The organism is Shewanella fidelis ATCC BAA-318 (assembly GCF_000518605.1).
GTDB classification, from domain to species: Bacteria; Pseudomonadota; Gammaproteobacteria; order Enterobacterales; family Shewanellaceae; genus Shewanella; species Shewanella fidelis.
The window spans coordinates 14,254-41,043 of sequence record NZ_JADX01000026.1; the positions used below are offsets into that span (position 1 = coordinate 14,254).

The window sequence follows — 26,790 nt, forward strand, 5'->3', positions numbered from 1 at the left end:
GGATAGGGATTATCATGAAAAAACTATTTGTTGCGCTATCAGTTTTATTACTCAGCAGTGGCTGCTCAATTAAGCAGCGTGTTGATCCGGCTCATGTGAACGACAATGCTGAAGTATGTATTCAAAAGAACCCCGACGTGAGGGATGGTTTTTTGCAGGAGATGGAGAAGATCCTTGCAGAGAAACAGATTCAATATCGCATCATCGAAGAGTTAGATGCGAGCCAGCAATGTGAGTGGACCGCTACCTATACCGCGAATTGGCGTTGGGATCTTGCGTTATACATGGTTTACGCAGAGATTAAGGTATTCCACCAAGGGCGTTTAGATGGGGAAGCAATTTATGATGCCCGAAGCGGTGGAGCCAATATGAACAAATTTATTGATGCGGAACCTAAAATTCGTGAGCTAATAGAACAGCTTATCCAGCAAAAGCAAGCTTCAATAGCTTGGTCACCACTGCAGCAAACCGCGATTTAATAGAAAGGCTCACAATGGTGAGCCTTTTTGCTTCTTAGCTATAAAAACTTATCAGGCGGTCAGCGCCAATGCTTTTGGGAACAAGATATGGTTCTCAAGATAGATGTGTTGTTTTAAGTCAGCTTCAAATTCTGCCAAGCTGGCGTAACAAACTCGCCAAGTGGTGCAAGCATGTGCAGGTGGAGTAAAGCCATTAGTGAGTTCACTGATTTTTTCAAAGATTTGCAGTGCGTCATCGTGCTCATATTGCATGGCATTAATCGGATTGCCGATATGACCAAAACAAGTTTGCATTTCCACTTGATTGTATAGGCCTAAGATAGCGGGAAATAGGATCTGTTCCTCTTTCATTAAGTGCGGCACTAAATCATCAACGAGTGCGCGGATCCAACCTGCTAGCGGTTTTATCTCACTATGATTGTCGCCATGGGCGCGAACCATTTTCTGGCTATATTCCAGTAAGAGCGGGGCTTTTTCTCTTACAAAAGTATGGTGTGTCGATTCAATGTAATTGAGTAGATCGGGCAGCGGGAGTTGTTCTAATCCTTGTTGTTTATCGCCTTGTGCTGCCAGTGCTACTAGTGCATTAAGCAGTGCATCTTCATCGGCATTGAAACGTTTAATTGCTCGCGCTAAAGAAATGCCACCGCCACAACAAAAGTCAATTCCATATTGGCTAAAAAGATGGGCACTACGGAAGTCATTGGCAACGAGTTCACCGACGCGAGTGTTGAGTAAGTTGGCTTTTTGTTGAGATTGATCAGCTTGAGACTGAGGCATACGCTGCTCCAATAAACGCAATTTATTTACATGTATATTATTTACACCTTTAAATGGGTTCAATGATTACTTGAGTAAAATGCTCGGGTAATCACATTTTTTGCACCAAATTAACTCAATGTAGGTAGGTCTTACACGGCGGTAGCTGTATGGGGAATTCAAATGGAACTATTGAATTGATCGATTCTGTTGCAGGAAACTGATGTGATTTGAGTCTTGAAACAAGGTTTTAATATAGTGTTTTAATTTCGATTAATTTACACTAACCTGCAGCAAACTAAGATATTAGTCATCATAAATCTATTGATGATTAGTAACATAATAAGGATTGTAGTTAGTCATAATGTTTCACCTAGCTCGTTTTATTCACGCATTTATCTGCTCTCCAGCTAAGTTGGGGCGGGTATTGTTGATCGTGATTTTAACGATGCAATCTATGGTGACTATGGCTGATGATTGCACTTCTGCTCATCAAGATTGTGGAAGCGCTACAAGCCATGTTGTTGAGCAAATTAATACTTTTGCTGACAATACATCCCAATGTGATGAGGTTGGCGATAGCAGCCATGTAGAAGACGATTGTGCAGACTGCAGCAATAACTGTTGCTCATGCTGTATGACGTTAATGCATCCAATGTCTGCGATGCAAACAGCACAGGCTTACCCAAATAGCTTCGTGTTATCTGTTAACTTCACTTCTGTTGAAGCACCTTACTATTCGCTTTTGCGTCCGCCCAAAGCCTTACTCGTTTAATCAAAATATTATTAATTTAGCCAGCTTTTGAAGCTTGCTAAAGATCTGTTGCATCTTTTCAGATTGAGCTAGCAGATCTGTATTTTTGTATTAAATCGAGGCTTATTCTCTGATGTTTTATAATACTTATATCAGCAACGATGCCACAAAAGTGGTTATACGTTGTCTTGGACGAGGACTTTTTAGCACCCTCGCAATCATTACTCTGCTATTTGCCGTCCCGTTTTTGGCAAAGGCTGAAACGCAAGCTGATACGCTGTCGTTAGCTAAGGTCATTGAGCGAGTACAACAGCAACATCCTACTCTGAAGGTGTTTCAGTTTAGAGCCAATGCACTTGACGGCGCGGCACAAACTCAGGCACTTACTCCTGGCTATGAGATTGGATTTGATGTCGATAATGTTATTGGCACTGGCGAGTTCCAAGGCATTGAGAGCGCGGAGTTCAGTGTGTCACTATCATCGGTGATCGAACTCGGTGACAAGTTAGCCGCACGTAAAGGCGTTGTCAGTGAGCAGCGCGCTGTACTTGAAGCGGAAAGAAAAATCACTGCGCTTAATTTATTAGCTGAAACCACTCGTCGCTACATTGATGTATTAGCCGCACAATCTCAGTTACAGTTGGCGATAGATGGCTTAATGCTTGCGGAAGAAACCCAAACTGTTGTGGCAGAGCGAGCGCAGGTTGGAGTGACTTCAGATGCAGAACTTAAGCGCGCTCAAGCAGCCGTGTTTAATGCAAAATTGGTTGCTGAAACTCAGCTACAGCAGCTTGACTACGCGAAATTAGCATTGAGTATGATGTGGGGAGAATCTAAAGTTAGCTTTGACTCTCTGCAGGGCAATTTATTTGCATTTACTGATGATGTAGCGCTTGAGCCGCTATTTGAAAAAGTAAAATATAGCCCGGCAATCACTGCTTTTTTAACTCAAGCACAGCTTAAAGAAGCTGAGCTGCGTTTTGCCAAAACTCAATCGAGTAGCAACATTAGTTGGTCAGTTGGAGTCAAGCAGTTACAACAGACTAACGACATGGCACTCACCGCTGGTTTTAGTATGCCGCTATTTAATAGCGAGCGAAATGCCGGTGAAATCATCTCTGCTCAAGCAGCTAAAGAACAAGTTTTGGCTAATCGTGAAGTGGCATTGCTTGAGCTATATGGTCAGCTATACCGCGCTTATGCCAGCCGTAAGCAAGCGATAATCACAGTAAACCGTTTGCAATCGAGCGTGATCCCTACCTTAACTTCAGCCCTTGAAGACACCAAACGCGCTTATGAGCAAGGCTTGTATAGCTACCTTGATTATTTAACTGCCCGTGAAGAGCTGCTATTTGCCCGCAGAGCCCTGATTGATTCAGCTGCATCTGCATTACGCTATGGCGTTGATATTGAGCAACTGATTGCCGAGCCACTACCTGCTTCACAACATACTTTTTTCAATGACTTTTCAGAGCCAGCAGGCTTTTCTAACGCAGCTAAAGGACACATAAAATGAGCGCTAACACATTAACAAAATTTTCTCTCGTTCATCTTGCTGTCACTGCGGCCATTGCAGCTTGCATGCTTGTTACGCCGGTGAATGCTTCAGATGATCACGCCCATGAGCTTGAACATCAGCATCAAGCAGAGCGTCATGACGAGCACAACCATGATAAGCATGAAGACGACCACGGCCATGATCAGCATGAGGATGAACATGGTCATAAGGATGAGCATGGGCATGATGAACACGGTCACGATGAGCATGAAGAGGGTAAAGTGCATATTAGTCCAGAGCAGATGCAGCGCTCAGGTATTGCGACTCAAATTGCTCAAGCGGGGGATATTAAGCAGACCGTTACCGTGTATGGCCGCACCGTATTGCCAGAAGCCGCCAGCAGCCAAATCAAAGCTCGCTTTGCTGGTTTAATTACGCAAATGAAAGTTAACGTAGGCGACAGGGTTAAAGCTGGACAAGTTATCGCTGAAGTTGAGTCTAACTCAAGCCTAAAACGTTACTCAATCAAAGCACCTATTTCAGGCATGGTGGTTGAACGCAACGCCAATGCAGGTGAAATGGCAAACGATAATGTATTGCTAAGCATTATCGATGACACTCGCCTTTGGGCTGAGTATCAGATCTTTCCTGCACAAATGCGCAGTGTTGCGCTGGGTCAGCAGCTATTGGTCACTGGCACACAGCAGCAAGCTGATTCGAAGCTTGAATATTTATTGAGTGCGCCACAAGGGCAGTTATATCAGCTTGCACGTGCACCGCTTGATAATACTAACGGCCAATGGCCGCTGGGGAGCCTCGTGTCTGGTTACGTCACCTTGAGCAAGCAAGCTGTTGGCTTGATGATCGACAACCTTGCGCTGCAAGAAATGGAAGGTCAGCAAGTGGTATTTGTGCGCACTGCAGAAGGCTTTGAAAAACGTGTGGTTGAACTTGGGTTACGTGATAGCCAAATGACAGAGGTGTTGTCAGGACTTTCAGCCGGCGAAGAGTATGCGGTGCAAAAGAGCTTTTTGTTGAAGGCTGATCTTGAGAAATCAAGCGCTGGCCACGTGCACTAAAAGGAGACGACAATGATTGAATCTATATTGCGTCTCTCGATAAATAGACGCTGGATGATGATGTTCCTTGCCATGCTGCTAGTCGCGGTAGGGCTATGGAGTTATCAAAAGCTGCCAATTGATGCTGTTCCAGATATAACTAATGTGCAGGTACAAATTAGTACTCGCGCTGAGGGATATTCACCGCTAGAAACTGAACAGCGAATTACTTACCCGATCGAAAATGCGTTAATGGGGATCCCTAAGCTCTCTTATACCCGCTCACTATCGCGTTATGGTTTATCGCAAGTGACTGTGGTGTTTGATGAGGGTACAGATCTGTACTTTGCCCGCAACTTGATCAATGAGCGTTTAAACGCGATCAAGGGTAAGTTACCCAGTGATATCGAGCCGGAGATGGGACCGATCTCTACTGGTCTCGGCGAGATCTACATGTACACCATTGAAGCGCTACCGGATGCTAAACAAGCCGATGGCAGCGAGTTTGATGCAACCGCGCTTAGAGAGATCCAAGATTGGATCATTAAACCGCAGTTAGCTCAAGTGCCGGGTGTTACCGAGATCAATACCATTGGTGGCTATGATAAGGAATACCATATCACGCCGTTACCAACGAGCATGCTGCAATACGGTGTGTCTTTGGTCGATATCAAGTTAGCTTTGCAAACCAGTAACAATAATCGTGGTGCAGGCTTTATTGAACGCGAAGGGCAACAGTTAACAGTTCGTTCGGCTGCGCAGCTCAAGACCATTAGTGACATTGAGCAAGTGGTTATTAAGCATATTGATAGCGCGCCTGTCTTTATTAGTGATGTCGCCAAGGTAGGCATAGGTAAAGCACTGCGCACCGGCGCGGCGACTCGTGACGGTAAAGAAACTGTACTGGGTAGCGCCATGATGCTGGTGGGGGAAAACTCACGTCAGGTGTCGCTGGCAGTTGCCGCTAGGCTTGAAGATATTAAAGCCTCATTGCCTGAGGGGATTAAAGTTGAAGCTGTGTACGATCGCACCACTTTGGTTGATAAGGCGGTATATACAGTACAGAAAAACCTAGTTGAAGGCGCGCTACTGGTTATTGTGGTGTTGTTTATTCTATTGGGTAACGCACGAGCAGCACTTATCACCGCAGCGGTAATTCCGCTAGCAATGCTAGCGACTATGACAGGCATGGTGCAAGCTGGGGTTTCGGCGAATTTAATGAGTTTAGGCGCACTCGATTTCGGTTTGATCGTCGATGGCGCGGTGATTATTGTTGAAAATGCCATTCGCAGACTCGGCCATGCACAAGTGCAAAATGGTGGGCAGTTGTTATCACGCAAGCAACGTTTGCAGGTGGTGTTTGCTGCCACTAATGAGGTGATCCGCCCAAGCTTATTTGGTGTGCTGATCATTACCGTAGTTTACATTCCGTTATTTAGCTTAACAGGCGTTGAAGGCAAGATGTTCCACCCTATGGCTGCAACCGTAGTGATGGCTCTGCTTGCTGCTCTGGTTATTTCGTTAACGCTAGTTCCAGCTGCCGTTGCCCTGTTTATGACTGGTAAAGTGACTGAAAAAGAGAGCCGCGTGATTACCGCGACTAAATCAGTTTATAAGCCGTTACTTATTGCGGCAATGAAACTGCGTTGGTTAGTACTCGGTGCGGCTATGGCGTTAGTGGGCTTCTCTATCTGGTTGGCAACGACGCTAGGATCTGAGTTTATCCCGCAGCTCAATGAAGAAGATATCTTGCTGCAAGCGATCCGCATTCCGGGAACCGGTCTAGAGCAATCAGTAGATATGCAGATGCAGTTAGAAGATCGCATTAAGCATTTCCCACAGGTGTTAAATGTGTTCTCTAAGATCGGTACGCCAGAAGTGGCTAACGATCCTATGCCACCAAATATTGCCGACACTTTTATTATGCTAAAACCGCGTAATGAGTGGCCTAACCCTAAGATGAGTCACGATGCTCTAGCGGCTGATATTGTTGACGCTGTATCAGGTCAGCCTGGTAATAACTTTGAGCTGACACAACCAATTGAGATGCGCTTTAATGAGCTGATCTCAGGTGTGCGCGCCGATCTGGGTATTAAGGTTGTGGGTGATGATCTCGATCAGTTGTTAGCGTCAGCTAATGCGATCCATGAAGTGCTAGAAAAGATCGATGGTGTTGCGGATCTGCAAGTTGAGCAAGTCACTGGTTTACCAATGCTTACGATCCAGCCTGATCGTATGGCGTTGGCTCGCTTTGGATTAAGCGTCGATCAGTTACAAGACTTTGTCGCAACGGCCATTGGCGGTGAACAAGCTGGCATTATCTTTGAGGGCGATCGCCGCTTTAAAATGGTCGTACGTTTGCCAGAAGCTATTCGTCAAGACGTTGAGCGCTTACATGAGTTGCCAATCGTGTTGCCATCAGGCGAGTATGTGCCGCTATCTGAAGTAGCAACACTTGATATAGCGCCGTCACCTAATCAGATTGGTCGCGAAAACGGTAAGCGTCGAATAGTGGTAACCGCTAACGTGCGTGGTCGTGATTTAGGGACTTTTGTCCGTGAAGCTAAACAGCAAATTGCTGCGCAGGTGGATATGCCTGCGGGTTACTGGCTTGAGTATGGTGGCACCTTTGAGCAACTTGAATCGGCAAGCCAGCGCTTATCGATTGTGGTACCGCTGACCTTAGCTATTATTTTAGGTTTGCTAGTGATGGCATTTAGCTCGGTCAAAGACGCTTTAATTATCTTTACTGGTATTCCATTAGCACTGACTGGCGGCGTGATTTCACTGTGGATCCGAGATATGCCACTGTCGATTTCAGCAGGAGTGGGCTTTATTGCACTCTCTGGTGTTGCCGTGCTGAATGGCTTAGTGTTGCTGAGCTTTATTCGTCAGCTTTATCAAGAGAAAGGTGAGCTGGTGAGCGCGATTATCGATGGTGCGCTTATTAGACTACGTCCTGTATTGATGACAGCCTTAGTAGCAGGTCTAGGTTTTGTACCTATGGCACTGAATATTGGGACTGGTGCAGAAGTACAGCGTCCAATTGCTACAGTGGTGATTGGCGGCATTATCTCATCGACTATCCTGACCTTGTTTGTGTTGCCAATTTTGTACCGCATGGCACACCAGCGTGATGAGAATAAGCATAAAGCTGCTGATGAAGCGACGACTATCTAAGCGCTAACTCTTATCGCTAAAGAGCGGCACGATTGGCTGGCCGCTCTAACTTATACCAATCAGTATAAACATTTAGTCACTCAGCGAGAGTTTAGCGGTTTTGAGGCAAGGCAACGAATGAAGAGCATAGTTGAACTAGGTTCAAGTTCCCTCTTTGTTTATTAAGAGTCACAGCATCAGAATCGCTAAAACTCGCCATTCTGGAACGTTTTTGGCTACCTACTTCTGCGTTGAATAACTTCACAAGGGAGCAACCATTCTTTCAGTTATTCGCCTTGAATTAGATTGCCAAAAATCGTTCTGAGTTGATCAAATTCTTATACTGATTGGTATTAGATTACTCGTTGTAGCGAGTTCAATCCGACTGTAAAACAAAAGCCCTGCTCAAGCAGGGCTTTTTTATGACTTGCTATCATCTAAGTTATAGATGCTGTACCAAAAGCTTATTTGCTTTGAGTCATCAGCCAGTTACTAAGTAAACGTACACCATGGCCTGTACCGCCTGCTGGGGTGACGCCTTTGTCTTTTGCGGCTAATGCACTACCTGCAATATCTAAATGCGCCCACTTAGTATCGCCAGTGAATTGCTGTAAGAATACTGCTGCTGTGGTAGCCCCTGGGCCGCCAAAGCCGGCATTCTTTAGATCTGCAATTGGGCTTTTTAGTAAGTCATCGTAGGCAAGCGGTAAGCGCCATAGTTTTTCATCAACCGCTTGGCCAGAGAAAGTGAGTTCATCGACTAGGGCATCGTCTTCACTAAATACCGCAGTGTAGCGTTTACCTAGTGCACGTACCTTAGAGCCGGTTAGGGTGGCAACATCAACCATGACTTGTGGTTTGTAGTATTCACGGGCGTACCACATACCATCAGCTAAGATTAAGCGGCCTTCAGCGTCAGTATTAAGCACTTCAACACTTAAGCCTTCAGCAGTCATTAATACATCGCCAGGTGCTAGAGCGGTTTCAGATACCATGTTAGCCGCCATTGGCATCACTGCTACCACGTTCACATCCGCTTTTTGTAGTGCCATAGCTTTAACTGCCCCTAGCACTGCAGCCGCACCAGCCATATCTGACTTCATACGCGAGATAGAGTCGCCTGATGCCTTAATGTTATAACCACCAGAGTCGAAGGTGATGCCTTTACCTACAAGCGCGATAGGAGCGTCATCATTACCTTCCCAGTGGGCAACCACAAGGCGAGCACCTTCTTCAGAGCCACGGCCTACAGCATGCAGCGCCCCCATGCCTAACTTGGCGATTTTTTTAGGCTCAAGCACAGTGACCTTGACGCCCAGTTTTTTCAGCTCCTTTGCTGCTTTAGCAAAGTCTACTGGTGTCATTTCAGTTGGGGTTTCAGAGGTTAAATCACGCGCTAGAAATACACCTTGTTCAATTGCTGCTAATTGAGTGTATAGCTTGTCAGTGTCTTTCGCTGCGTCGACGGCGATGATGTAGTTCTTCTCAGTAGGCTTTTTCTCTGAAAAGTATTTATCAAACTTGTAAGCGCGCAGGTTAATGCCGTGCGCAAGTTCTGCAGCAAAGCTAGCGTTGCTGGTGGCATCGCTAATGCCATCGGTTAATACTTGAATATCTTTGACTTCAATACCGTTGAAATGGGCTGTGATTTCCGCACCAAGCTTATTTACTTCACCCGGAGTCAGCTCTGCTTGCTCACCCACACCGATAACGACAAGGCGCTTAGCATCAATGCCATTAGGCATTAAAATCTCAACGATTTGCTTCTTTTCACCAGTAAATTCCTGCAAGGCTAAGGCATTGCTAATTTGTTGATTAGATTGTTTGTCTAGCTTGTTAAGCGCACTTGATGCATTTTCGCCAGCTTGAAAGACCACTAAGGTGTCAATGTTATTTGCTTGCTTTTCAACAAAATCAAATGTTTCAGCATGTGCTGAAAAATGGGTTAATAGACCTAGGCTTAATGCACTGCTTAGTAGGGTTTTCTTGGTTAGCATAATGTCCTCTATCGGGATTTAGTTCTGCGTACTGGTTTTGCCAAACGGGCCGCAGCTTCTTTTTGTTGTATTGGTATTGATAGTTATTGAGTTAGTCGCACTGGATTGGATTATTACCAGTGGGTCGTGAAATTTATCACTTTTAGCATTAACAACTAAGTTAAAACTTGTTAGAAATTGTCACATGGTTTGCGAGTCTACAAGGTGAAAATTAGCCGAAGCTGAAAGCGCTGTGCAGTTTGAGGTTTATTTGGTTGATTTACAAAGCAAGCAGATGTGAATTGAGTAAGGGCATTAGACCGCCAGAGGGACATATGAGGGGACATATAAATGCAAAACGGGCTTTCCATTGCTGGAAAGCCCGTTTTAATACAACACGTTAAGACGTTAGTCTTAGTTCATGCCGTACTTCTTTAATTTCTTGCGTAGTGTACCACGGTTGATACCTAGCATGTTGGCAGCGCGAGTTTGGTTGCCACGAGTGTGTTGCATGATGATATCTAGCAGAGGTGCTTCAACTTCGCTTAACACCATTTCATATACTTCTTCAGCTTCTTGCCCGTCCATTTGAGCGAAAAAGTTAGTGACAGCACGCTTAACCGCATCACGTAGTAATTGTGGCTTGATTGCGCCACTTGCGGTTTCGATTTTGCCAACAGTAAGTGGGTGAACTTCAGTGTGAGTAGTCTGATCAAACATTCGTATTCTGCTCTTTATTAATTTGCAACAAATTCATCAAAATAGCGTTCCACCATGGAACATTGTTCTTCAACGGTTTCGAGTCGATTAAATTCGGCTCTGAAAGGTCGTTGATGTTCTTGGTCTAGGTACCAACCAACATGCTTTCTTGCGAAGCGGATGCCCTTATAATCACCATACAATTCGTAAAGTGCTTTCAGGTGTTCAAGCATAACTTGACGCTTTTCATCCATCTCAACGGGCGCTAGCTTATTACCTGTATCCAGGTAATGTTGGATTTCCCTAAATATCCAAGGCCTTCCTTGTGCTCCTCGTCCAATCATCAGGGCATCCACACCAGTATAATCCAACACAAAACGTGCTTTCTCTGGCGTTAAAATGTCTCCATTGGCGACAACGGGGATCGAGATCTGTTTTTTAATTGCTTTGATTGTGTCGTACTCGGCATCGCCTTTGTACATGCATTGCCTCGTTCTACCGTGAACGGCTAGTGACGCAATACCGCAATCTTCTGCAATCTGGGCGATATGAACACCGTTCCTGTGCTCTGGAGCCCATCCCGTTCGAATTTTTAGCGTAACAGGCACATCAACTGCTGCGACAACAGCACGTAGAATTGCTTCTACTTGTACTGGATCTTGTAGCAAAGCCGACCCTGCAAGCTTCTTATTCACTTTTTTCGCTGGACAGCCCATATTGATGTCAATGATTTGTGCTCCCTGTTGTACGTTGACAACAGCGGCATTGGCCATTAACTCAGGATCTGCTCCGGCAATCTGAACCGAACGTATTCCATCTTCACCTGCGTGTGTCATACGCAAGCGGCTTTTATCTGTATCCCAAACCTCAGGATTAGACGAAAGCATCTCCGACACGGCTAAGGCTGCGCCATAACGTAAGCAGAGATTTCTAAAGGGTTGGTCTGTGACACCTGCCATTGGTGCCACGATCAACTGATTTTTCAGGTGATAGGGGCCAATCTGCATTTATCAAAACACCTTGCTCGTCAAAGGGGCGCTATAGTACGCCTTTTTCAAGCCTGTGAAAAGGTCAATAAATGACCTAGAGGCAACTTTTTTGCTTGACTTTTGTTGACTGAGAAGTCTGTCGCGGCGCAGAAAGCGCCGCGGTTTACCGCTATTTGCGTATACCTGTCAAGCGACTCCAGTCGTCTTTGTGAGCCGGTGCATCCATATCGAACCACTGACTGTAGAAAGCTGAGATTTCTTCAGCTTGTTCTTGTAAAAGGCCTGATAACGCTAATTGCCCACCTGGTTTTACTTTTTCAGCAATGAGTGGTGCTAGTTCACGCAGTGGGCCTGCAAGAATATTAGCGACTAAGATATCTGCTAACAGATCGGCTGGTTGATCTTCAGGTAGGTAGAGATCGAGTTTGTCTTCTACACCATTACGTTCTGCGTTTGCTTTTGATGCTTCAATCGCTTGATAGTCGATATCGATACCAGTTACGCGTTCAGCACCTAGCTTAAGTGCGGCAACGGCTAAAATGCCTGAGCCACAACCAAAGTCGATAACATCTTTGTTGGTGTAATCTAGACCGTCTAGCCACTCTAAGCAAAGTGCAGTTGTTGGGTGGGTACCTGTACCAAATGCAAGACCGGGATCTAAAATTACGTTTACTGCTGTTGGATCTGGGATTTCACGCCAGCTTGGGCAGATCCATAGGCGATCACCAAATTGGATTGGGTGGAAGTTATCCATCCATTCGCGCTCCCAGTCTTTATCTTCAACTTGTTCAATCTTATGGCTGAAGTTTTCGCCTAGGTAAGGTAGACCTTTAAGCATTGCCACTACTGGTGCTAAATCGTAGTCAGCTTCAAATAGTGCGGTCAGCACAGTGTGGTTCCATAGCGGAGTTTCACCTAGGTTTGGCTCGTAGATAGGGGTATCTTTGCCATCTTCATAGGTAATAGATAGTGAACCAAGATCCATAAGCATATCGCTTAGGGCATCGGCGTGCTGGTTGTCGGTGTCGACTTTTAATTGGATCCAAGGCATGGGATCGTCTCTGTAGCTAAATATAATGGCGTTATTGTAAACCATCTGCTCGATTTACGTCAGCGCCAAGCGTAAAAAGCTCTGCTTTTTGTTGTAAGGTCGCTTAAGCGTACACTTGTGACTAAAAATAGTGTCGATTTTTTCGGTATATTTGTTGGATTTTGTTCGACTAAAGTCGTAGCTTGTTAAGCATGTTAGTGTTTACAATTTCTTTTCAAGTTATTGAATTTTGGCGGTAAAATGGTTTGACCAGTGTTTGGTTTAGATGTGGTTGTTTGTGATCACTGTCAAAGAGTGGTGTGTTGGTTGGTGAGCAAGTTCACGCTTTAAAGTGGCGAATATTTGTAGGGTAAATCTTCCTGTTATGGTGTAAGTCCCGACAATAGGCACTATAAAAGAAAAATAACCGTGAGAACCCTAACCGACACAACAGCTCTATTTAAACAAAAAGTGGCTAGCGCTTGGTCTGCTAAAGCTGACCGTTTGCAAAGTGCTACCGGCATTCTATTAGGATGCTTTCTATTGGTGCATCTGCACTTCGAATCTAGCATTTTATTTGGTAAAGAAGCTTTTTATCATGTAGTGCAGTTCCTTGAAGGCGGTATGTTCAGCGAAACTGGCCATGGTTACCCGCTATTAACCAGCATATTTTCTACCTTCTTATTAGTTGTTGTGTTAGTGCATGCAGCATTTGCATTGCGTCGATTCCCTGCGCAAATTGGTCAGTGGCGCGCACTTCGCAGCCAAATGCAAGTGGTGAACCATAGCGATACTCGCGTGTGGTTCTGGCAACTCGTAAGTGGTTTCATCTTATTCTTCCTTGTGCCTGTGCACTTGTACACCATGATTGCCACTCCTGAGATTGGCCCACACTTAAGTGCGGAGCGTGTCTATCATGACAACGCTTGGCTTCTGTATATCGTATTACTGCCAGCCGTAGTTGTGCATGCCATGTTCGGTTTATACCGTGTTGCGGTGAAGTGGGGCATTAGTGCTAATCGCACAGGTCTTCGTAAATTAGCTCATATCTTAGTGGTGTATTTAATGGTGATCGGTTTGTTAAGCCTAGGCCAGTACATGATGATTGGTAGTGAGTTAACGCTCCCTATTGAGCCGTTTCGCCCTTAAGGCGCACGATAAGCAAATATTAGATGTCGAAATTATTCGGCATCAGTAAATACCATAAAAATAGCGCTGCGGGTGGCTAAAGCTACAACACAGCGCAATAGAACATCGACCTATTCCTATTTAAGGAGCAAGCGTGAAACTCATATATACCGATTCTTTAGTCGTGGGCGCCGGTCTGGCTGGACTAAGGGTCGCCATCGCCTCGAAAGAGAGAGGGCTCGACACTGTTGTGCTATCTCTGATCCCTGCTAAACGTTCACATTCTGCGGCTGCGCAAGGTGGTATGCAGGCAAGCCTTGGTAACACTGTTAAAGGCATGGGTGATGATGAAGATGTGCATTTCCAAGATACCGTAAAGGGATCTGACTGGGGGTGCGATCAGGACGTCGCTCGTATGTTTGCTCACTGTGCACCTAAAGCTGTGCGTGAATTGGCTAACTGGGGAGTACCTTGGACGCGTATTACCAAAGGTCCGCGTCAGGTAGTAGTTAATGCTGAGAAAGTGACAATTGAAGAAGCAGAAGAGGCGCACGGATTAATTAACGCCCGCGACTTTGGTGGTACTAAAAAGTGGCGTACTTGCTACACGGCTGACGGTACGGGTCACTCGCTGTTGTATGCGGTAGATAACAAAGCCATCTCGATGGATATTCCGGTACATGAGCGTATGGAAGCGTTATCGCTTATTCATGACGGTAAACGTTGCCACGGTGTGGTTGCACGCTGCTTAATTACCGGTGAGCTGATAGCCTATGTTGCCAAGTCAACAACTATTGCAACGGGTGGCTATGGCCGAATTTATGAAGTTTCTACCAACGCAATTATTTGTGAAGGTGTAGGCCAAGCGTTAGCACTGGAAACCGGAGTTGCCAAGCTAGGTAATATGGAAGCGGTACAGTTCCATCCTACTGCGATTGTGCCTGTAGGGATTCTAACCACTGAAGGTTGTCGTGGTGACGGTGGATTATTGCGTGACAAAGATGGTCATCGCTTTATGCCTGACTACGAGCCAGAAAAGAAAGAGCTAGCATCACGTGACGTGGTATCGCGTCGTATGACTGAGCATATGCGTAAAGGTAAGGGTGTCGATAGTCCGTACGGCCCGCATCTATGGCTAGATATTACCTTGTTAGGCCGTAAGCATGTTGAAACCAACCTACGTGAAGTTAAAGAGATCTGTGAGAACTTCCTTGGGATTGACCCGGCTAAAGATTGGATCCCAGTAAGACCAACTCAGCATTATTCTATGGGCGGTATTCGTACTGACGCTACCGGCCAAAGCCCGCACCTCAAAGGTTTATTTAGTGTGGGTGAGGCTGCATGTTGGGATATGCACGGCTTTAACCGTTTAGGTGGTAACTCACTGGCTGAAACTGTGGTTGGCGGCATGATCATCGGTAAGTATGTGGCTGATTTTTGTGAGCAGAACACGCTTGAAATCGACACCAATCTCGTTGAAAGCTTTGTGGCTAAGTTGCAAACCGAAATTGATCAGTTGATCGATGGTGAAGGCACTGAAAACCCATTTGAGCTTAAGCAGCAGATGCAACGCATCATGATGGATTACGTGGGTATTTTCCGTAATGGCCCAGAGCTTGAAAAGGCGGTGAGCGAGCTGCAAGATTTGCTTAAGCGCGCCAATGCGTTAGGTCTTAAATGTAAAAAGCGTCACGCTAACCCTGAACTTGTAGAAGCGCTGCGTGTTAAGCGCATGCTGAAAGTCGCACTGACTGTTGCTGCTGGTGCTGCTGCACGTACAGAGAGCCGCGGTGCACACGCGCGTGAAGACTTCCCACAACGTAACGATAAAGACTGGTTAAATCGTACCTTATCAAGCTGGCCAGATGCTAATAGCTTGTCACCACAGCTTGAATACGAGCAGTTAGATGTAATGAAGATGGAATTGCCACCTGGTTACCGGGGCTACGGTATTGATAATGCTATTGCACACCCAGATACCGAAAAGCGTGAGCAGCAAATTGCAGACATTATCAGCCAGCTTGGTCCAGATGCTGACAGACATCAAAAGCAAGCGGCATTAATGCCATTTGACGTACCAGAATCATTAAAACCAAAGAACGAACGTTTGAGTGACACACTAAACTCGGGCGCAGGAGAGATCGCTAAATGAGCCAACAAATGGCTAAGGGCCGCACCTTAACTTTCAGTATTTTCAGATATGATCCGCAAATGCCGGATGATAAGCCGAAGATGGTGGATTACCAGATTGAAGAAGCGCCTGGTATGACGGTCTTTATTGCGCTAAATCAGTTACGTGAACAACAAGATCCGTCACTGCAATTTGACTTTGTTTGTCGCGCCGGCATTTGTGGTAGCTGCGCGATGGTGATTAACGGTATGCCGACGTTGGCTTGTCGCACGTTAACCAGTAAGTTTGCAGATGGCAAAATCAAATTAATGCCGCTACCAGGCTTTGAGTTGATTGGCGATCTATCAGTAAACACTGGTAAGTTTATGCGTGAAATAGCCGAGCGCTTAAAGCTATGGCTACATCCAAAAACTGGCGATGATGATATTCACCGTCTTGAAGCACCTATGTCACCGGAAGAGGCGGCTAAGCTTTACGAGCTGGAGCGCTGTGTTGAGTGTGGCGTGTGTGTGTCAGCGTGTGCAACTAAGCAGATGCGCGATACTTTTGTGGGTGCTGTTGGGCTAATGAAGATTGCTCGTTTTGAGTTAGATAGCCGTGATGCACGTAGTGCAGATGACTTCTATCATGTGATAGGTAACCAAGATGGTGTATTTGGTTGTATGACCTTGTTAGGTTGTCAGGATAACTGCCCGAAAGACTTACCACATATGCAGCAGATTGCTTATCTGCGTCGTAAAATGGCGGTAACCTTGGTATAAGTTTCGTCAGTTTATCGCTAAGTAACTTCGAAAAGCCTGCATAATGCAGGCTTTTTTGTGGGTGACGTTTAATCCTTGTTTATCTACAGTTAGATTATAATAAATGTATCTTTATATACGGAATATTGATAATGCAACTGAATGATCTGAAGCTGTTTGTACGGGTTGCTGACTGTGGCAGTTTAACTGCGGCTGCAGTTGAGCTCGATATTTCCTCTGCGGTGGCCAGTGCTGGTTTAAAGCGGCTCGAGAAAGAGCTAGGCACAGCCTTATTTATTCGTAGTACCCGTAGCTTAAGGTTAACCGATGCGGGCGAGCGTTATTTGATCCATTGTCGCCGTGCTCTGAGTGATCTTGAAGTGGGTCAGCGTGCCATTGAAAGCAGCCAAGATAATATCTCGGGGACAGTCAGTTTATCTGTTCCTTCAGATGTCGGCCGCAATGTTTTACTGCCTTGGTTAGATGATTTTTTATTAACGCACTCCGAGCTTAAGCTTAGATTACATATTGGTGATAATTTGTCGGATTTTTATCATGACAAAATCGATGTAGCGTTACGTTCAGGAGTTCCTAAAGACTCATCGCTGGTGGCTTTTAAAATTTGTAGTTCACGTAGAGTGCTTTGCGCTTCACCTGAGTATATCGCAGGCTTTGGCCAGCCGAACTCCATTGAGCAATTACCTGAACATAACTGTTTGTTTTTTATGTTAGATGAGCGTACACATGACCAGTGGGTTTTTCATAAAAATAGTCAGCAATATAAAGTTCGGGTCACGGCTAACCGTACTTGTAACGATGCTGACATCGCTCGGCGATGGGCGGTAGCAGGGCAAGGCTTAGTGTATAAATCCTGGCTAGATTTGACCGATGACATCGAGACTGGCCGCTTAGTGCCGCTATTAACCGGTTACCAAGGCGAAGATGCTGATCTGTATCTTGTGTGTCCCGGCCGTGAACATGTGACTCCGGTGATCTTACTGCTTAGAGATATGTTACGTGAGCATTGTAAGCAGCGTTTAGCTAGAGTGAAGCACTTGATGGAGTAAGGCACAAAAAAACCGCTCGAAAGCGGTTTTTAGTTTAACGTTGCATGGAGCTGTAAGATGCAGTTAGCTCTTAGCGCGTTTCATCGCAGTGAAGAACTCATCGTTAGTTTTGGTCATTGCCAATTTATCGATAAGGAATTCCATGCCTGCAACTTCATCCATTGGATTGAGGATCTTACGTAGGATCCACATTTTTTGCAGTTCGTCAGGTGTCGTTAGCTTCTCTTCACGACGAGTTCCTGAACGGTTAAAGTCGATTGCTGGGAATACGCGTTTTTCAGCAGCTTTACGAGAAAGGTGTAACTCTTGGTTACCTGTACCTTTAAATTCTTCGTAAATTACTTCATCCATCTTAGAGCCTGTATCAACAAGCGCGGTTGCGATAATCGTTAAGCTACCGCCGTTCTCGATGTTACGTGCAGCACCAAAGAAACGCTTTGGACGGTGTAGAGCATTGGCGTCGACACCACCGGTTAGTACCTTGCCTGATGAAGGAATAACCGTGTTGTATGCACGTGCAAGACGCGTGATTGAGTCAAGTAAGATCACAACGTCTTTCTTGTGCTCTACTAGACGTTTCGCTTTTTCAATCACCATTTCGGCAACTTGTACGTGACGGCTAGCTGGTTCATCGAAGGTTGAAGCAATAACTTCACCTTTAACCATGCGTTGCATTTCAGTTACTTCTTCAGGACGTTCGTCAATTAGCAATACCATTAACACCACTTCAGGGTTGTTGTTGGTGATGCTTTGCGCCATATTTTGCAGCAATAAAGTTTTACCGGCTTTCGGCGGAGCAACAATCAGACCACGCTGACCTTTACCGATTGGTGAGCACAAATCTAAAATACGTGAAGTGATATCTTCGGTTGAACCATTACCACGCTCCATACGAAGACGATCTTCCGCATGTAAAGGTGTTAGGTTTTCAAAAAGGATTTTGTTGCGAGAGTTTTCTGGCTTGTCGAAGTTAACTTCGGTTACTTTTAGCAGGGCAAAATAACGTTCGCCTTCTTTTGGTGGACGGATTTTACCGAAAATCGTGTCACCGGTGCGCATGTTAAAGCGTCTAATTTGGCTCGGTGATACGTAGATATCATCAGGACCCGCTAGGTATGAACCATCAGAGCTACGAAGGAAGCCGAAGCCGTCTTGTAAAATCTCTAAAACGCCACCACCAAAAATATCTTCACCGCTTTTAGCGTGGGCTTTAAGAATAGAGAAAATAATGTCTTGCTTGCGAGCACGAGCCATATTATCAAGCTTCATGTCCTGCGCAAGCTGGACTAAATCTGATATCGAGGTGTTTTTTAATTCTGATAAATTCATCTTGGTGGGTCTTGTTTTGTACGTGACAATGCCATCTTCGATCGACAGTTTTGTAGCTTAGTGAGTAGCGATCGGATAGCGAGAAGTGGGTTAATTTGAATGATTCTGGTTATTAAAGTAGCACTAACAGGGCGAGGCGTCTAGAAGTTTAGTTAAACCCGACACATTTTCTTATTGAAGCTGTGTCGGGAGTCACTTATATACCGCTTAATCTAGTATAAAGCGGCATTTTTTAGTGATTTAAAGTTGTGCGTCGATGAACTCTTTTAGTTGAGTCTTTGACAGTGCACCAACTTTAGTCGCCGCTAGCTCACCAGCTTTAAATAGTAATAGTGTAGGAATGCCACGAACGCCATATTTAGCTGGCGATACGTTGTTTTGGTCAACGTTCAATTTCGCGATAGTGATCTTACCTTCGTATTCTTCAGCTACGTCATCTAAGATTGGGGCAATCATCTTACAAGGACCACACCATTCAGCCCAAAAATCAACCAGAACTGGTAGTTCTGAATTAATTACGTCGTTTTCAAAGCTATCGTCGCTTAGGTATACAATCTTGTCGCTCATATCGTTCTCCAGTTTGGTTGCCATTGCTGGTTTGTTAATGGCTTAACCTGTATATTGGGTCGGTAAAATAACTTTTCAAGCGAAAAGTTATGCAAATATTACAGTCGGCACTCTTGAGTTTGTGAAAACGTTTTAGACAACTCGCTGATTTACAGGCATAGTTAGCCTACGTCAACGACGTTTAACGCTTGATGCGTTTAAAATTGTCCTAAGAGAACGCGGTAATCACGCTTAAATTTCATTGCATCATAAAAATATATTGAGGGAATAAATCATTCCGTCACTGATGCCAAAAATATCGTGGTAAACGTTTCTCCGAGAGTGCACCAATTTTTCGTGATAAAATGCCATCGCTATTTCAATCGATCGAGTTTTTTATTGCAACCTTTACAGGTAAGCCTGCGCTATGAGCGAAACACATTTATCTACACAAAAGTTTGCTGACTTCCCATTACATAATGAAGTACAACAAGCACTTAACGAAGCTGGATTTGAATTTTGTACTCCAATTCAGGCTTTATCGTTACCGATTTTATTAGAAAAAAAAGATATAGCTGGTCAGGCACAAACAGGTACAGGTAAAACGCTGGCCTTTTTGGTAGCAACCTTTAATCACCTATTATCAACTCCCATCCCAGCAGAGCGTCAACTAAACCAGCCTCGTGCGATTATCATGGCACCAACGCGTGAGTTGGCTATCCAAATTGCTAAAGATGCTAAATTATTGGCTAAACATACTGGCTTAAAAGTGGGGATTGTTTATGGTGGTGAAGGCTACGAGCAGCAGTTAAAAGTCTTGGATAAAGGCGTTGATGTGCTTATCGGCACCACTGGGCGAATTATTGATTATGTTCGTCAAGGTGTTGTGAACGTGAGTGCTATTCAAGCTGTAGTGCTAGATGAAGCCGATCGTATGTTCGATTTGGGCTTTATTAAAGATATCCGTTTCTTGTTTAGACGTATGCCTGATGCAAAGTCACGCTTAAACATGTTGTTCTCTGCAACGCTTTCTATGAAAGTGCAAGAGCTTGCTTATGACCACATGAATGACCCTGAGAAAGTAGAGATTGCGCCAAACGAGAAAACATCAAAGAACATTAAAGAGGAGATCTTCTATCCATCGATGGAGGAGAAGATGCCTTTGTTATTGTCTTTACTTGAAGAAGACTGGCCAGAAAAAGCCATCGTGTTTTCAAATACCAAGCACAGTTGCGAAAAAGTCTGGTGTTGGCTTGAGGGAGACGGACATCGCGCAGGCTTGCTAACTGGTGATGTACCACAAAAGAAGCGCTTACGTATTCTTGAGCAGTTTACCAAAGGTGAGATCGATATCCTGGTTGCAACTGACGTAGCAGCCCGTGGATTACATATTTCAGATGTATCACACGTGTATAACTACGATCTGCCTGATGATTGTGAAGACTATGTACACCGTATTGGTCGTACTGGTCGTGCGGGTCAAAAAGGCGTGTCAGTGAGTTTTGCTTGTGAAGAGTATGCGCTTAACTTACCAGCAATCGAGACTTATATTCAGCACTCGATTCCGGTCACTTCATACGACAGCAGTGCCCTGCTAGATGATATTCCACCACCAGTGAAAATTCATCGTAAGCCTAGCACTCATACTCGGAATACGCGTGCCCAAGGCAATAGCCGTCCTCAAGGTGGCCAGCGCAGTGGTCAGCGTCGTCATGACAGAAACCGTAGACACTCATAGGCGATAACACGTAATGACAGCACCTCTTTATGCAGCCATTACTTTGGGCTCAAATAGTTTTAATATGCTGGTTGCACAAACCGTTGGTCAGCAACCTAAAGTTATTGCTAAGTACAAACGTAAAGTGCGCTTGGCTGAAGGGATCCAAAAAGATGGTTCGCTCAGTGAAGAGGTGTTATTACGCGGTTTAGATTGTCTTGCCATGTTTGCAGATATGCTCAAAAAAGAGGGGGTATCTGCAGGCAATGTTGCGGTGATTGCTACTGCAACATTACGTAAGATCTCAAATTCAGATGACTTTTGTCGTCGTGCTTTACCCGTGCTGGGTTATCCAATAGAGATCATTTCTGGTATGCGTGAAGCTGAGCTGATTTACCAAGGCATGGTCGCTACTACAGCGGGAGAAGGAAGGCGGCTTGTTATTGATATCGGCGGTGCGAGTACCGAATTTATTATCGGTGATGGCACAAGCATCCTGCTAAAAACTAGCTTACCTATGGGCTGTGTGACGTTTAATGAGTCATTCTTTAGCCATTTCCCTATGCAACAACTCGACTTTGATGATGCTAAAGCCAGAGTAAAGACAGTGCTCGGTGAACAGTTATCAGCACTTAAGCGCTTGGGTTGGCATTGTGCAGTTGGCGCTTCAGGTAGCGTGCAGTCTGTGGTTGAGTTACTTAATCACCGTGGTTTATCGAGCGTGATCACCTTAGAGGTCTTATCTGATTTAAAACGAGAGATCTTGTCCCAATCCGATGAGTCAATGTTGAGTATTTCAGGCTTGAACCCTGAAAGAGCGCCAACATTTGCAGCCGGAGTTGCCATTCTATTGGCATTGTTTGAGTTGCTGGAGATTGAAAAGCTTTATCTTTCAGGTGGGGCCTTGCGTGAAGGTGTATTGCAGTTACTCGCCTGCCAATCTTGATTTGATATCAACAATCACTCTGATTGCCAAAATCTAAGTATACCTATAGTTCTACTCTTCTATCCGTATATTTTACTTAAGACATTTGTAACTTTTGAGTCTTGATGTCCTAGCCCTATCAGCCAGGTGATTACGATTGCTCTCGTATAAGCAACGTAACTCTTAAAGTTGGCTAATTTTTTCTTAATGATTTGTAACTAACAAGTTTTAGCTTCCTCTTTGTAATTTCAATAACAAATATAAGCTGTTAGCTGCCTCGTCTCTTACTTATTTCATGCAGTCTCCTTTTTATACCCTCCTAGAACAATAATTTTTTTGCATAAAGCATATTGTATAAAATATGTGATAAGTGTTAAGGTTTTGTTGCGCTTGGTTGTTTTTCGTTCAAAACCACTAATGAATATTTTGGCTGAGCGCTAACTAAAAGAAGATTTAAGGGAGAGTAAACTATGTCAGGAAGTAACGCTTTGGCGCGATTTTCGCCGAAAAAGACGTTGGCCGCACTTGCGGTGGGCTCAGTGCTATTTGTGTCCGCACCTGCAGCAATTGCCTCGGATACCAGTATTGTTAAAGGCCACATTGTCAATGCATCTGGTAGTAACCTATCTAACGCAACTATTACGCTAAAGCATAAAACTAAGGGCTTAGTGTTTACGGTTGAGACCAATGAGAAAGGTGACTACCTTTTGCGTAATGTTCCAGTTGGTGAATACGATATTACGATCAGCAAAAATGGTTATGAGCAAAGTCAGGAGAATGGGGTAAGGGTTAGCATTGGTCAATCCGTTATTCTTGATGGGCAATTGTACGATGCAGGTACAGATAATGTTGAACGAATAGCAGTTACGGGCAGCATGATCCGTAGGGTTGATACAGCATCTTCAACTTCAGGTTTAACCTTTAGCCAAGATGAGCTACAAAGAATGCCAGTTAACACTGGCTTTGAGAGTATTGCGCTATTAGCTCCTGGTACTGCCGCTCCTGGTGGCTCAGCTTTCAAGGGAGCGTCTAGTTTTGGTGGTTCATCTGCTGCTGAGAATGGTTATTACTTTAACGGCCTTAATGTAACAAGTATCAGAACGGGATTGGGATCGATTCGTTTACCTTGGGAAGCTATATCGCAAACTCAAGTTAAAACTGGTGGAGTAAGCCCAGAGTTTGGTGGTGCACTTGGTGGTATTGTTAATGCGGTATCTAAGTCAGGCGAAAATGAGTTTAAGTTCGGTGCAGAAGCTCGTTGGGATCCATCATCTTTACGTGCTAGTCAAGATAGCATTTACCAATCTAACGGTGAGATAGACACTAATACACAGCAGGATAGCTATGATTTTAAAGAGTTACAGTTATGGGCTAGCGGTGCGATAGTTGAAGACTCGTTGTTCTTTTATGGTTTATTTGCACCAAGACGAGAAGAGTCGGAGTGGGCAGGACAAACTACAAAAACTAGTAAGGACCGTGAAGAGGATCGCTGGTTTGCTAAGTTAGATTGGTACATGACAGATGATCATTCTATTGGTTTCTCTGCAATGAATAATAAGCGCACTTGGACCAATAAGACTTATGCATACGATTGGGAAACAAATATAGTAGGTGAAAAGCAAGGTGTTGATGCTCCAGGTGAAGATGGTGGCAAAGTCTATAGTTTGAACTACAACGGATACTTGTCTGACACCTTCTCTGTATCAGCAGTGGTTGGCCGTGTTCAAGAAGATGTAGAGAACGTTGTAGCTTCAACCGATCCTGGTGTCTGGGATTTCCGAGATGGCACCACCACGCTCAGTCAGCATACTAATTCTTCAGTTTCTGAGGAGCATTATACTCGTGATCAAGCACGGGTTGATTTCAGTTGGGATCTAGAAGACCACTCTATTCAATTTGGTGTTGATTACACAAAGGTTAAAGTTGATTACAGCTCTTCGCAAAATGGTATTGGTGATGCGCAGGGGTGGTGGTCAGTTTACACCGCTGGTGCAGACGATAATTCAGGTCAAGTTGAGGGTGCAGATTATATTGAACGCCGTGTTAGAGAGCGCTTTACCGACTCTGATGTAACATCAATGGCTTTCTATATTAATGATTCATGGCAAGCGACAGATAACTTAGTGCTTAATTTAGGACTGCGTTATAGCGAATTTGAAAATACCGTATCTGATGGTCGCTCATATGTGAAAATGGAAGATCAATTCGCTCCTCGTGTTCAAGCAATTTATGACGTATTTGGTGATGGAGAAGCAAAAGTTTTTGCGACCTATGGTCGTTATTTCCAGCCCGTATCGGCAAACATGAATATTACTCAGGGATCGTCGTCTATTGAGTGGTTTGAATATTTTGAACTTGATCAGTTGGATAGCGATGGTCACCCTGTGATTACAGCTGATGGTTCTCCAAGCCGTGGTGCAATGCTACGTGATCGTTGGTATCGTCAGAAAGGAATTACCGAACCTGGTTTAATTGCCTCTTCTTCACTAAAGTCTATGTATTCAGATGAGTTCACATTGGGCTACCAGCAAGAAGTATTTGACACTATGACCGCTGGTGTTCGTGGTATTTATCGTGATCTTGGGCGTAGTGTCGAAGATACAGATGTTGGTCCAGTATTATCTAAAAAACTTGCTGAGTTAGGAATTACCGACAATGTCGGTCAAAGTTCTTACTATGTTCTGCTCAATCCGGGTGAAGATGTCGCTATTTCTTACGATTTTGACGGCGATGGTAATGTTGATAATGTCAACTTAAGCGCCGCTGAAATGGCGTTGCCTGAAGCAGAACGTAAGTACCTTGCGTTAGAGTTTACTTTAGACGGTTCGGTGACTGATGATTTACGTATTAACTCTTCATACACTTGGTCTCATAGCTACGGTAATACTGAAGGCTTAGTTAAAACCGATAATAACCAAGCGGATCCAGGCTGGACGACATCATATGACTATGGTGACTTGATGGATCATGCATATGGTGACTTACCTAATGACCATCGACATGCCTTTAAGCTAAGTGGTGCGTATGATATTACAGAAGAATTGATTTTTGGTTTTGTTACTCGCGTAACTTCGGGTCGACCACAAAGTTATTTCTCGGTGCACCCTGAAGGAGTTGATAGCTGTGCAGCTGGTAATCCATGGGATGATTGTATCAGTCGTTACTATGGACAAGCATCTCATTATGATGAAAATGGTAATCCAGCTCCTCGTGGTAGTGCAGGTAATTTACCTTGGGTAACGAACATCGATCTATCATTAACATATATGACGGAGATCTTTGAAGGTGACTTCACGATTAAAGGGACAGTTTATAATGTTCTTAACTCTGATTCAGCTACAAATATCAATGAAGAAAGAGCTCGTTATGGAGACTCTGGTCTTGAGCTAAACCCTGACTATGGGATGGTGACAGACCGTCAAGAAGAACGTTACTTCTCGTTGGTTGCACGCTACGAGTTTTAAGCAACTTCGAAATAAAAAAAGGCCGCTGTTGCGGCCTTTTCTATAACTGTAAGGTCTATTTTAAAATCTTAGCCAAGTCTGCTTCTAGTGAGACTTCAGGTCTTTCAACAATGCGTCCAATTTCTTTACTATCTTGTTCAATAATAAAGGTAGGAATACGAGTGAACTCATAGTTGGCCGCTAAGCCTTCAGGGTCTTGCTTAGCTCTATCTACTCCAATATAAGTTACCTTAATATTTGGATTATTGATCTGGTCGATGATACGAATAAACCTAGGTGTTTCACGGTGACAATCTGGACACCATGTTCCGATGATGACTGTGATGTCAGTCGGTGTATCAACTTGCTGCAATTGAGCGATAACATTGGCATCAGATTTGTAGTTTGCATATTCATCATGAAACCAGTCGAATTCATCAAGCTGTTGATGTGTTACAGCACCAGTTAAAATCACTTCTTGTTTCTCCTCACTGCATGTTGCTAGAAAGCCGTCTTGTTTATCTTCAAATCCACAGCCACTATTTGCCATACTTTGGCTGCTAAAAAATAATAGTGTGGTTGCGAGTAATGCTTTGACGTTATTGTGCATGATAATACCTTAACCAAGAAGAAATGATGTTGCTTTATTCAAACATGCTCAAACCCATGGGTGAAGCTAACAATTACCGCAGTGTTAAAGGGATCACTTTATTAATCAGAAAATCATTATGAATAGTTAACTAAACTATGAAGTCTTAAAACTGTCTGAAACAAACCTCAAAATCTGTTTGTGCTAGCTTAAGGAAGAGCAATGTTAAATGTAGTAGTGCAGTGATTGCTGATTAAAAGAAATGACGTAGAGATAGGCAGAGTCATATAGAATTAATTAGAGTTAAGTGAGTATGGTTGATAAGGTCTACGGTATCGCGATAGATAGGTAAAGTGATCTGGCGCTATTCTCAATATGCACTATATAAGTACGTTTTTACTCTTGGCGCTTAATTGGAACTGTAGCGCTGTAACTATACTAATGGAAAAGAATCATAATCTGTTTTCTTACAACAACGAAAAACAAAAAATCGAAACTAAATAATCAGATCTGCTTAAAATAATTCGTGCAACAATAAAATACTGTACTAGACTCAATATCCCGGCGGATAAATAGTAACCACAATATCACTATTTGTGGATAACTCTGGGGGTATGTGGTGTGTATGGTGTGCTTATAATATCTTTTTGAAAAAACATGATTTTTCTTTCAAAAAGCGCTTGCACTGAGATCAAAACTCCCTATAATGCGCATCCACTGACACGGCACAGCAGGCCAGCTAGCTAGCGTAACGCTAGATAGCACGGGACTTGC

General features: G+C 44.2%; 20 protein-coding genes. 12 read left to right on the forward strand and 8 right to left on the reverse strand.

Annotation, left to right across the window (positions count from 1 at the left end; all coding sequences use genetic code 11):
- Positions 1–14 precede the first annotated feature (14 nt).
- The gene (locus L884_RS0112965; protein ID WP_028767909.1) at positions 15–479 is read left to right on the forward strand and encodes an Sbal_3080 family lipoprotein; all 465 of its coding nucleotides are present in this window, start codon (positions 15–17) and stop codon (positions 477–479) included.
- Positions 480–530: 51 nt separating this feature from the next.
- Here L884_RS0112965 and ric read toward each other — a convergent pair whose 3' ends face one another.
- A complete protein-coding gene (gene ric, locus L884_RS0112970; RefSeq protein WP_028767910.1) occupies positions 531–1,259 on the reverse strand; it encodes an iron-sulfur cluster repair di-iron protein in 729 nt (242 codons plus the stop codon).
- Between the two features lie 343 nt (positions 1,260–1,602).
- On the opposite strand from ric, the gene L884_RS0112975 reads away from it, so the two are divergent.
- The 4 genes from L884_RS0112975 to L884_RS0112990 all read left to right on the forward strand — a co-directional run bounded on the left by L884_RS0112975 (position 1,603) and on the right by L884_RS0112990 (position 7,728).
- Positions 1,603–2,013: a hypothetical protein gene (locus L884_RS0112975; protein ID WP_028767911.1), complete on the forward strand. Its 411-nt coding sequence runs from the start codon at positions 1,603–1,605 to the stop codon at positions 2,011–2,013.
- Positions 2,014–2,125: 112 nt separating this feature from the next.
- Positions 2,126–3,508, forward strand: coding sequence for a TolC family protein (locus L884_RS0112980; RefSeq protein ID WP_028767912.1), 1,383 nt, complete (start codon positions 2,126–2,128; stop codon positions 3,506–3,508).
- Positions 3,505–4,569, forward strand: a complete 1,065-nt coding sequence (locus tag L884_RS0112985; protein WP_028767913.1) for a biotin/lipoyl-containing protein — start codon at positions 3,505–3,507, stop codon at positions 4,567–4,569. The genes L884_RS0112980 and L884_RS0112985 overlap by 4 nt, the downstream gene beginning before the upstream one ends.
- A 12-nt stretch (positions 4,570–4,581) precedes the next feature.
- The gene (locus L884_RS0112990; protein ID WP_028767914.1) at positions 4,582–7,728 is read left to right on the forward strand and encodes an efflux RND transporter permease subunit; all 3,147 of its coding nucleotides are present in this window, start codon (positions 4,582–4,584) and stop codon (positions 7,726–7,728) included.
- 443 nt (positions 7,729–8,171) lie between these two features.
- On the opposite strand, the gene L884_RS0112995 is transcribed toward L884_RS0112990, so the two are convergent.
- The 4 genes from L884_RS0112995 to prmA all read right to left on the reverse strand — a co-directional run bounded on the left by L884_RS0112995 (position 8,172) and on the right by prmA (position 12,422).
- The gene (locus tag L884_RS0112995) at positions 8,172–9,704 is read right to left on the reverse strand and encodes a leucyl aminopeptidase (protein ID WP_028767915.1); all 1,533 of its coding nucleotides are present in this window, start codon (positions 9,702–9,704) and stop codon (positions 8,172–8,174) included.
- A gap of 393 nt (positions 9,705–10,097) precedes the next feature.
- The gene (gene fis, locus L884_RS0113000; RefSeq protein WP_012153658.1) at positions 10,098–10,403 is read right to left on the reverse strand and encodes a DNA-binding transcriptional regulator Fis; all 306 of its coding nucleotides are present in this window, start codon (positions 10,401–10,403) and stop codon (positions 10,098–10,100) included.
- Positions 10,404–10,420: 17 nt separating this feature from the next.
- A complete protein-coding gene (gene dusB / locus L884_RS0113005) occupies positions 10,421–11,389 on the reverse strand; it encodes a tRNA dihydrouridine synthase DusB (RefSeq protein ID WP_028767916.1) in 969 nt (322 codons plus the stop codon).
- Between the two features lie 151 nt (positions 11,390–11,540).
- Positions 11,541–12,422: a 50S ribosomal protein L11 methyltransferase gene (gene prmA, locus L884_RS0113010; protein ID WP_028767917.1), complete on the reverse strand. Its 882-nt coding sequence runs from the start codon at positions 12,420–12,422 to the stop codon at positions 11,541–11,543.
- Between the two features lie 408 nt (positions 12,423–12,830).
- Between prmA and L884_RS0113015 the strand changes: the two genes are divergently transcribed.
- The 4 genes from L884_RS0113015 to L884_RS0113030 all read left to right on the forward strand — a co-directional run bounded on the left by L884_RS0113015 (position 12,831) and on the right by L884_RS0113030 (position 17,467).
- A complete protein-coding gene (locus L884_RS0113015) occupies positions 12,831–13,550 on the forward strand; it encodes a fumarate reductase cytochrome b subunit (protein ID WP_028767918.1) in 720 nt (239 codons plus the stop codon).
- Between the two features lie 133 nt (positions 13,551–13,683).
- Positions 13,684–15,681, forward strand: coding sequence for a fumarate reductase flavoprotein subunit (locus L884_RS0113020; protein ID WP_028767919.1), 1,998 nt, complete (start codon positions 13,684–13,686; stop codon positions 15,679–15,681).
- Between the two features lie 8 nt (positions 15,682–15,689).
- The gene (locus L884_RS0113025) at positions 15,690–16,421 is read left to right on the forward strand and encodes a fumarate reductase iron-sulfur subunit (RefSeq protein ID WP_028767920.1); all 732 of its coding nucleotides are present in this window, start codon (positions 15,690–15,692) and stop codon (positions 16,419–16,421) included.
- Between the two features lie 131 nt (positions 16,422–16,552).
- Positions 16,553–17,467, forward strand: a complete 915-nt coding sequence (locus tag L884_RS0113030) for a LysR family transcriptional regulator (protein ID WP_028767921.1) — start codon at positions 16,553–16,555, stop codon at positions 17,465–17,467.
- Between the two features lie 63 nt (positions 17,468–17,530).
- Here L884_RS0113030 and rho read toward each other — a convergent pair whose 3' ends face one another.
- Together rho and trxA are read right to left on the reverse strand one after the other, a co-directional pair.
- Positions 17,531–18,796 carry a transcription termination factor Rho gene (rho, locus tag L884_RS0113035; RefSeq protein ID WP_028767922.1) on the reverse strand — a complete coding sequence of 422 codons (1,266 nt, stop codon included), beginning with the start codon at positions 18,794–18,796 and terminating at the stop codon, positions 17,531–17,533.
- 240 nt (positions 18,797–19,036) lie between these two features.
- On the reverse strand, positions 19,037–19,363 hold the full coding sequence (trxA, locus tag L884_RS0113040; protein WP_012278950.1) for a thioredoxin TrxA: 327 nt from the start codon (positions 19,361–19,363) through the stop codon (positions 19,037–19,039).
- 406 nt (positions 19,364–19,769) lie between these two features.
- Here trxA and rhlB point away from each other — a divergent pair, with 406 nt between their 5' ends.
- The 3 genes from rhlB (at position 19,770) to L884_RS0113055 (ending at position 25,448) form a co-directional block, all read left to right on the forward strand.
- The gene (gene rhlB / locus L884_RS0113045; RefSeq protein WP_028767923.1) at positions 19,770–21,080 is read left to right on the forward strand and encodes an ATP-dependent RNA helicase RhlB; all 1,311 of its coding nucleotides are present in this window, start codon (positions 19,770–19,772) and stop codon (positions 21,078–21,080) included.
- Between the two features lie 13 nt (positions 21,081–21,093).
- A complete protein-coding gene (locus L884_RS0113050; RefSeq protein WP_028767924.1) occupies positions 21,094–22,005 on the forward strand; it encodes a Ppx/GppA phosphatase family protein in 912 nt (303 codons plus the stop codon).
- 449 nt (positions 22,006–22,454) lie between these two features.
- Positions 22,455–25,448 carry a TonB-dependent receptor gene (locus L884_RS0113055; protein WP_028767925.1) on the forward strand — a complete coding sequence of 998 codons (2,994 nt, stop codon included), beginning with the start codon at positions 22,455–22,457 and terminating at the stop codon, positions 25,446–25,448.
- Positions 25,449–25,503: 55 nt separating this feature from the next.
- Here the strand turns inward: L884_RS0113055 and L884_RS0113060 are convergent, their stop codons facing one another.
- A complete protein-coding gene (locus L884_RS0113060; protein WP_028767926.1) occupies positions 25,504–26,037 on the reverse strand; it encodes a thioredoxin family protein in 534 nt (177 codons plus the stop codon).
- Positions 26,038–26,790: the final 753 nt, after the last annotated feature.

What these genes read in the sequence shown, in the direction of transcription:
- L884_RS0112965 (WP_028767909.1), top strand. Translation starts at nt 15, where the DNA reads ATGAAAAAACTATTTGTTGCGCTATCAGTTTTATTACTCAGCAGTGGC.
- ric (WP_028767910.1), bottom strand. Translation starts at nt 1,259, where the DNA reads ATGCCTCAGTCTCAAGCTGATCAATCTCAACAAAAAGCCAACTTACTC.
- L884_RS0112975 (WP_028767911.1), top strand. Translation starts at nt 1,603, where the DNA reads ATGTTTCACCTAGCTCGTTTTATTCACGCATTTATCTGCTCTCCAGCT.
- L884_RS0112980 (WP_028767912.1), top strand. Translation starts at nt 2,126, where the DNA reads ATGTTTTATAATACTTATATCAGCAACGATGCCACAAAAGTGGTTATA.
- L884_RS0112985 (WP_028767913.1), top strand. Translation starts at nt 3,505, where the DNA reads ATGAGCGCTAACACATTAACAAAATTTTCTCTCGTTCATCTTGCTGTC.
- L884_RS0112990 (WP_028767914.1), top strand. Translation starts at nt 4,582, where the DNA reads ATGATTGAATCTATATTGCGTCTCTCGATAAATAGACGCTGGATGATG.
- L884_RS0112995 (WP_028767915.1), bottom strand. Translation starts at nt 9,704, where the DNA reads ATGCTAACCAAGAAAACCCTACTAAGCAGTGCATTAAGCCTAGGTCTA.
- fis (WP_012153658.1), bottom strand. Translation starts at nt 10,403, where the DNA reads ATGTTTGATCAGACTACTCACACTGAAGTTCACCCACTTACTGTTGGC.
- dusB (WP_028767916.1), bottom strand. Translation starts at nt 11,389, where the DNA reads ATGCAGATTGGCCCCTATCACCTGAAAAATCAGTTGATCGTGGCACCA.
- prmA (WP_028767917.1), bottom strand. Translation starts at nt 12,422, where the DNA reads ATGCCTTGGATCCAATTAAAAGTCGACACCGACAACCAGCACGCCGAT.
- L884_RS0113025 (WP_028767920.1), top strand. Translation starts at nt 15,690, where the DNA reads ATGGCTAAGGGCCGCACCTTAACTTTCAGTATTTTCAGATATGATCCG.
- L884_RS0113030 (WP_028767921.1), top strand. Translation starts at nt 16,553, where the DNA reads ATGCAACTGAATGATCTGAAGCTGTTTGTACGGGTTGCTGACTGTGGC.
- rho (WP_028767922.1), bottom strand. Translation starts at nt 18,796, where the DNA reads ATGAATTTATCAGAATTAAAAAACACCTCGATATCAGATTTAGTCCAG.
- trxA (WP_012278950.1), bottom strand. Translation starts at nt 19,363, where the DNA reads ATGAGCGACAAGATTGTATACCTAAGCGACGATAGCTTTGAAAACGAC.
- rhlB (WP_028767923.1), top strand. Translation starts at nt 19,770, where the DNA reads ATGAGCGAAACACATTTATCTACACAAAAGTTTGCTGACTTCCCATTA.
- L884_RS0113050 (WP_028767924.1), top strand. Translation starts at nt 21,094, where the DNA reads ATGACAGCACCTCTTTATGCAGCCATTACTTTGGGCTCAAATAGTTTT.
- L884_RS0113055 (WP_028767925.1), top strand. Translation starts at nt 22,455, where the DNA reads ATGTCAGGAAGTAACGCTTTGGCGCGATTTTCGCCGAAAAAGACGTTG.
- L884_RS0113060 (WP_028767926.1), bottom strand. Translation starts at nt 26,037, where the DNA reads ATGCACAATAACGTCAAAGCATTACTCGCAACCACACTATTATTTTTT.